At 64.0% G+C, this 6,611-nt stretch carries 5 protein-coding genes; all 5 read right to left on the bottom strand.

Features of this window, described 5'->3' with window-relative positions:
• Positions 1–54: 54 nt before the first annotated feature.
• Entirely contained in the window at positions 55–975 is a 921-nt protein-coding gene (gene fdhE, locus B4L76_RS23680) for a formate dehydrogenase accessory protein FdhE (protein ID WP_296235467.1), read from the bottom strand.
• A gap of 4 nt (positions 976–979) precedes the next feature.
• Complete coding sequence (locus B4L76_RS23675; RefSeq protein ID WP_296235466.1) at positions 980–1,636, bottom strand: formate dehydrogenase subunit gamma; 657 nt, start codon at positions 1,634–1,636, stop codon at positions 980–982.
• Complete coding sequence (gene fdxH, locus B4L76_RS23670) at positions 1,633–2,583, bottom strand: formate dehydrogenase subunit beta (RefSeq protein ID WP_296235465.1); 951 nt, start codon at positions 2,581–2,583, stop codon at positions 1,633–1,635. Before fdxH ends, B4L76_RS23675 begins: the two co-directional genes overlap by 4 nt.
• A complete protein-coding gene (gene fdnG, locus B4L76_RS23665) occupies positions 2,583–5,651 on the bottom strand; it encodes a formate dehydrogenase-N subunit alpha (RefSeq protein ID WP_296235464.1) in 3,069 nt (1,022 codons plus the stop codon). Before fdnG ends, fdxH begins: the two co-directional genes overlap by 1 nt.
• Positions 5,652–5,832: 181 nt before the next feature.
• A complete protein-coding gene (locus tag B4L76_RS23660) occupies positions 5,833–6,594 on the bottom strand; it encodes an SDR family NAD(P)-dependent oxidoreductase (protein ID WP_296235463.1) in 762 nt (253 codons plus the stop codon).
• Positions 6,595–6,611: the final 17 nt, after the last annotated feature.

Here is a 6,611-nt window from a genome sequence, read left to right as displayed (position 1 = left end):
GCGGGTTCACCCGCGAAGAAGGCGACTCGGTATTGCAGTGTAGACCCTCACCCACTACCCGGGTGCGAGCATCAGGTTGGGGGCCAGGCGATGGAAGCCCTCCTCATCCAGGCGCATATCCAGCGCCAGGCTGGCCAGGTCATCGGCCAGGGGCTCGGCGGCCGCATCGTTTTCCAGGTAGTTGTGCTTCAGGTAGCTTTTGCACGCGGGGCAGCACTCGGCCCGCAACGGCGCCTTGCCCGGAGCATGGCGATCGTCGTCGAGGCTGGTGTAGCGCAAATCCTTGCTCGACTCGCAATACACGCACTTGACCCGCACCACATGCCATTCACATGCACACAGCGAACAGGCCAGGTAGCGCAGGCCATTGTGCTTGCCGCGGTTGCGCACCACCCCGGCCATTGCCGGCGAACCACAGGCCGGGCACTGGGCCAGGCTGCCGGCGGGTTTGAGCTCTGGCGCGGGTAGCGCCAGCAACCAGCTGGCCCAGGCTGCCTGCAACGCGGCGCCGAGGAATGGCACCAACGCCGCAGGCACGGCATCGTACTGGCCAGCAAGCAAGGCGATGCCCCAGCCCTTGCGTTGATCGTCGCCACTGCCACGCAGGGCTTGCAGCGCCTCCCCCAACGGACCGCTGGTGTCAGCGTCGAGGTACCCAAGCAAGGCGTGCAACCAGGCCAACCACGGCCCTTCGCGTACCAGGCTGTCAGCCGCCAGCGGCGGCAAGCCATGACTTGTGCACAAGCGCTGACGCTGCTCGGCCACCGGCATATCACCGGGCGGGTTATCCACAAGCTGCTGCTGAATGCGACACAACCGGGCCGCCAGTTTCAGGTAATCGCCAAGGGCATTGCCTTCGGCCAGCTGTTCCAGGCGCGCGGCGCGCAGCTCGAACAGGTTGGCAGGAGGCAGATGCAAAAACGGCGGCATCACCGCCGATGCTTCGATCTGCCCGGGTTCGAGTATCGTGCTCAAGCGCTCATCCTTCTTTCCGTCCGTGATTGCCCGGGGTCTTGTCACCGGTCACTTCGCGATACCACAACTCATGGTGCTTGCGCGCCCAGGCGCGGCTGACCCGGCCATGCAGCATGGCGCCGACCGAGCCCTTGATCCAGATGCCGGCGTAGATATGCACGATGATGCCGAGGATCAACACGAAGGCCGCCAGGGCATGGAGCAAGGTGGCCAGGCGAATGGCGCCTATGTCGAAGTACTGGCTGAACCAGGCACGCCAGATCACCACGCCGCTGACCAACAGCACCAGCATGCACACCAGCAAGGTCCAGAACAGCAGCTTCTGGCCCGCGTTGTACTTGCCGATCGGCGGTACCCCCTCCTCGCTGTTCAACATCACCCGATCGATCCGACGCAGCCATAGGCGATCGTTGGCGGTAATGAAGTTCGCGCGCCAGAAACGCAGCACCAGACCAAGGAAGAACACGAACATGGCCACGCCCAGGAACGGGTGCAGGATACGCGTCCATGGCCCGCCACCGAACAGATGGCTGAGCCAGAACAGTGCCGGATGGAACAGCGCCAGCCCGGACAGCCCGGCGAGGATGAACAGGATAGCGACGACCCAGTGGTTGCTGCGCTCGTTGGCGTTGTAGCGCAGGATGGGTTTGTTGTCGTTCATGGTCGCTGCTCCTCCTGGCCAGCCGGCCTGTTCGGGTCATAGACATGCACCGACGGGTCGACCTGATGCACGCTTTCGTCGGGCGGTAGCGGGTGCTCGTCCTCCGCCACGCGCTGCGGCCCGACCCGCACATAGTGGAAGAACCCTGCCAGCACAGCCGCGCCCATGGCCAGCAGCGCCAGCGGCTTGGTAATGCCCTTCCACAGCCCGACCAGGGGGCTGATCACCGGCTGGTCCGGCAGGCCGGCATACAGCTTCGGCGTATCGGCATGGTGCAGCACATACATCACATGGGTACCGCCGACGCCGTCCGGGTCATACAACCCGGCCTTGTCGTAGCCCCGCGACTTCAGGTCGACGATGCGCTCTGCGGCATGCACCTTCATCTCGTCCTTGCTGCCGAACACGATCGCCCCGGTCGGGCAGGTTTTCACGCAGGCCGGCTCCAGGCCCACGGTCACACGGTCGGAACACAGGGTGCACTTGTACGCCTTGTGGTCCTTCTGCGAGATCCGCGGGATGTTGAACGGGCAGCCAGTGATGCAGTAGCCGCAGCCGATGCAGTGGTCCTGATTGAAGTCGACGATGCCGTTGGCGTGCTTGATGATGGCGCCTGGGCTCGGGCAGGCCTTCAGGCACCCTGGCTCGGCGCAATGCATGCAGCCGTCCTTGCGGATCAGCCACTCCAGGTTGCCGTCGTCGCGCTCGTGCTCGGTGAAGCGCATCAGGGTCCAGGTCTCGGCAGTGAGGTCCTGGGGGTTGTCGTAGGTGCCGTGGTTGTGGCCGACCTCGTCACGCAGCTCGTTCCACTCGGAACACGCCACTTGGCAGGCCTTGCAGCCGATGCACTTGGTGGTGTCGATCAGCTTGGCGACTTCCTGCTGCTGGCGTACCGAAGGCGGTACGGTGGTGGTGGCCGAGCGGGCGATGATGTCTTGGCTGGCCATCAGAGTTTCTCCACTTTGACGAGGAACGACTTGGACTCCGGCGTCTGGGTGTTGCCGTCACCGAGGAACGGCACCAGGGTGTTGGTCAGGTAGCCATGCCGCGTAGCCCCGGTGAAGCCCCAGTGCAGCGGAATGCCGATCTGGTGCACGGTCTGGTTGTTGACCTTGAGCGGGCGAATCCGCTTGGTCACCACCGCCACCGCCTCGATATGCCCGCGCTTGCTCGACACCCGCACCCGGTCGCCAGCCTTGATGCCCTTCTCGTTGGCCAGCACCTCGCCGATCTCGACGAACTGCTCGGGCTGAGCGATGGCGTTGAGCCGGCAATGCTTGCTCCAGAAGTGGAAGTGCTCGGTCAGCCGGTAGGTGGTCGCCGCATACGGGAACTCCTCGTGCTTGCCGAGGGTGTCCCACACCGAATCGAAGATACGCCCGGCCGGGTTGCTGGTGGCCTTCTTGTTCTGCGGGTGCAGCGGGTTGATACCAATCGGCGTCTCGAACGGCTCGTAGTGCTCGGGGAACGGCCCTTCGGCCATCTTGTCGATGGCGAAGAAGCGCGCCACGCCCTCGGGGTTCATGATGAACGGGTTCATCCCCGCTTCCGGTGGCGAGTCGACCTTGAAGTCGGGCACGTCGGTGCCGGTCCAGGCCTTGCCGTTCCACCATATCAGGCGCTTGTTCTCGGCGTCCCACGGCTTGCCTTGCGGGTCGCTGGAGGCACGGTTGTAGAGGATGCGGCGGTTGGCCGGCCAGGCCCAGGCCCAGTTCTGCACCTGGTGCATGCCGTACGGGTCGCTGTTGTCGCGACGGGCCATCTGGTTGCCCTGCTCGGTCCAGCAGCCGGCGAAGATCCAGCAGCCGGACGCGGTGCTGCCGTCGTCCTTCAGTTGGCCGAAGCCCGCCAGTTGCTGGCCGGCCTTGATCACTGCGCCGGTCGGGTCGGTGACGTCGGTTACTGCCCAGCCGTTCATTTCCCTGGCCAGTTCCTCCGGGGATGGCTCTTCGGGAATCTTGTATGGCCAGCTGATGTTCATCAGCGCGTCCGGGTAGGCGCCGCCCTCGGCCTGGTAGCGTTGGCGCAGGCGCAGGAACAGCTCGCTCATGATGTGCACGTCGGTGCGGGTCTCGCCCGGGCCGTCGGCGCCTTTCCAGTGCCACTGCAGCCAGCGGCTGCTGTTGACCAGCGAACCGTCTTCCTCGGCGAAGCAGGTGGTGGGCAGGCGGATCACTTCGGTCTGGATGTTGGCCGTGTCGACGTCGTTGAACGGCCCGGCATTGCGCCAGAACTCCGAGGTCTCGGTGGCCAGCGGGTCCATGATCACCAGCCACTTGAGCTTGCCGAGGGCCGCAGTTACACGGTTCTTGTCCGGCAGCGCGGCAATCGGGTTGAAGCCCTGGCACATGTAACCGTTGACCTTGCCCTGGCCCATCATTTCGAACATGCGCAGCACGTCGTAAGCCGGCACGTCGAGCTTGGGCAGCCAGTCGTAGCCCCAGTTGTTCTCTGCCGTGGCGTTGGCGCCATACCAGGCCTTCATCAGGCTGACGTGGAACTTGCCGTAGTTCTGCCAGTACGAAAGCTGGCCCGGGCGCAACGGCTTGGAGGCACGCTTGTCGATGTAGGCGACGTAGTCCTGTTCGGCATCGCCGGGCAAGGTCAGATAACCCGGCAGCGAGTTGGACAACAGCCCGAGGTCGGTCAGACCCTGGATGTTGGAGTGCCCGCGCAAGGCATTGACCCCTCCACCCGGCATGCCGACGTTGCCCAGCAGCAACTGGACCATGGCCGCGCTGCGGATGATCTGCGCGCCGATCGAGTGCTGCGTCCAGCCCAGCGCATAGAGGATCGTCATGGTCTTGCCCGGTACCGAGCAGGTGGCGATCTCTTCCCAGATTTTCAGCATGGCGTCCTGCGGCATGCCACAGGTCATGCTGGCCAGTTCCGGGGTGTAGCGGCTGTAGTGCTGCTTCATCAGCTGGAACACGCAACGCGGGTGCTGCAGGGTCGGGTCGACCTTGGCAAAACCGTCCTCACCCAGCTCGTAGCCCCAGCCGGACTTGTCGGCGTACACCCGCTTGGCCTCGTCGTAACCGCTGAACAGGCCATCCTCGAAGCCATAGTTCTCTTTGACGATGAACGACACGTCGGTGTAGTTACGCACGTACTCGTGCTGGATCTTGTCGTTGCTCAGCAGGTAATTGATCAGCCCGCCCATGAAGGCGATGTCGGTACCGGTGCGGATCGGCGCGTAGTAGTCCGCCACCGAAGCGGTACGGGTAAAGCGCGGGTCGACCACGATCAGCCGCGCCTTGTTGTGCGCCTTGGCCTCGGTCACCCACTTGAAGCCGCACGGATGCGCTTCTGCTGCGTTGCCACCCATCACCAGGACCAGATTCGCGTTGGCGATATCGGACCAGTGGTTGGTCATGGCGCCACGGCCGTACGTCGGGGCAAGACTTGCCACCGTCGGGCCGTGTCAGACACGTGCCTGGTTATCGAACCCCAGCATGCCTGTTGCGCGGATGACCTTGTGGGTCAGGTAGCCGGCCTCGCTGGAGGCGGCTGAAGCAGCGAGAAAACCGGTGGTGAGCCAGCGGTTTACCGTTTGCCCCTGGGCGTTCTTCTCGATGAAGTTGGCGTCGCGGTCCTGCTTCATCAGCTCGGCGACGCGGTCGAGCGCCTCGTCCCAGCTGACCCGTACCCACTCCTTGCTGCCCGGTTTGCGTACCTCGGGGTACTGCAGACGGCTCGGGCTGTGGATGAAGTCCAGCAAGCCGGCGCCTTTCGGGCAGAGAGTGCCGCGGTTGACCGGGTGGTCGGCGTCACCTTCGATATGGATGATGTTCTGTTTGACGTTCTTGCCCGCATCGCCCTGGCTGTACATGATCAGGCCACAGCCGACCGAGCAGTAGGGGCAGGTGTTGCGGGTTTCCTTGGTATGCGCCAGCTTGAAATGACGCACCTGCTCGGCGAATGCGGGTGTCGGGGCCATGCCCAACGCCGCAAGGCTCGAGCCTCCAAGGCCGACGGCGGCGACCTTGAAGAATTGCCGACGGTTCAGGTCCATCGTGCACTCCTGATCAGGTGGTGGACGCACGGAACATGGCCGGCGCCTCTTGGTAGTCACGGTGGCGGCCAGTTGATGGCCGCCAACAGGTAAGACTAGCCAAGAATCGGGAACGTGCGATGACCTGGGTCAGTTGCGGCCTCGTTTGCTGACCTTGCCGATGCCTTCCACCACTGGCTGATCAACAGCGCGGCAGGTTGCGCACCACATTCAGCGCGGCACTGCTCTGGGCCACGGGCATGATCTCGATGGTATTGATGTTCACATGCCCCGGCTGCTCGGCAATCCAGGCCACCGTGGCGGCAATGTCCTCGGGCAGAATGGCCTGTACGTCACGGTACAGGGCCTGCACGGCCTCCAGGTCGCCATTGAGGCGCACCACCGAGAAATCAGTGCCCGAGCACAGCCCCGGCTCGATGTTGCTCACCCGCACCCGGGTACCGGCCAGGTCGGCACGCAGGTTGAGACTGAACTGACGGACGAAGGCCTTGCTGGCGCCATAGACGTTACCGCCCGGGTAGGGATAGGTGCCGGCAATGGAACCGATGTTGATGATCATGCCGCTGTCGGCTTCGACCATCTGCGGCAGTATCTTGTGCGTCACCATGGCCAGGCCGGTGATGTTGGTGTCGATCATGCGCTGCCAGTTTTCCGCACTGCTGGCCTGGGCGCGGTCTACGCCCAGCGCCAGCCCGGCATTGTTGACCAGCAGGTCGATGTGCAGCGATGCGTCCTGGATCTGCGCCATCGCCGCAGCGATCGAGGCAGGGTCGGTTACGTCCAGCGCCAGCGGGATGAAGTTGACCCCCAGTTCGGCTTCCAGCGACTGCAGTTTATCCATGCGCCGGGCACCGCCGATCACGCGATAGCCCTTGCCAACCAGAGTGCGGCAGATGGCACGACCAAAGCCTGCGGACGCGCCGGTTACGAATGCGGTTTTCATCAATTGTCTCCTATGGA

It is taken from the genome of Pseudomonas sp. UBA4617, assembly GCF_002386445.1.
Taxonomy (GTDB): Bacteria; Pseudomonadota; Gammaproteobacteria; order Pseudomonadales; family Pseudomonadaceae; genus Aquipseudomonas.
The sequence above is the reverse complement of the archived record's forward strand: the minus strand, read 5'-3'. Positions and strand labels throughout refer to the sequence as shown.

Excerpts from the sequence above, each read along its gene's own strand:
- B4L76_RS23660 (WP_296235463.1), bottom strand. The coding sequence starts at position 6,594 with ATGAAAACCGCATTCGTAACCGGCGCGTCCGCAGGCTTTGGTCGTGCC.
- B4L76_RS23675 (WP_296235466.1), bottom strand. The coding sequence starts at position 1,636 with ATGAACGACAACAAACCCATCCTGCGCTACAACGCCAACGAGCGCAGC.
- fdxH (WP_296235465.1), bottom strand. The coding sequence starts at position 2,583 with ATGGCCAGCCAAGACATCATCGCCCGCTCGGCCACCACCACCGTACCG.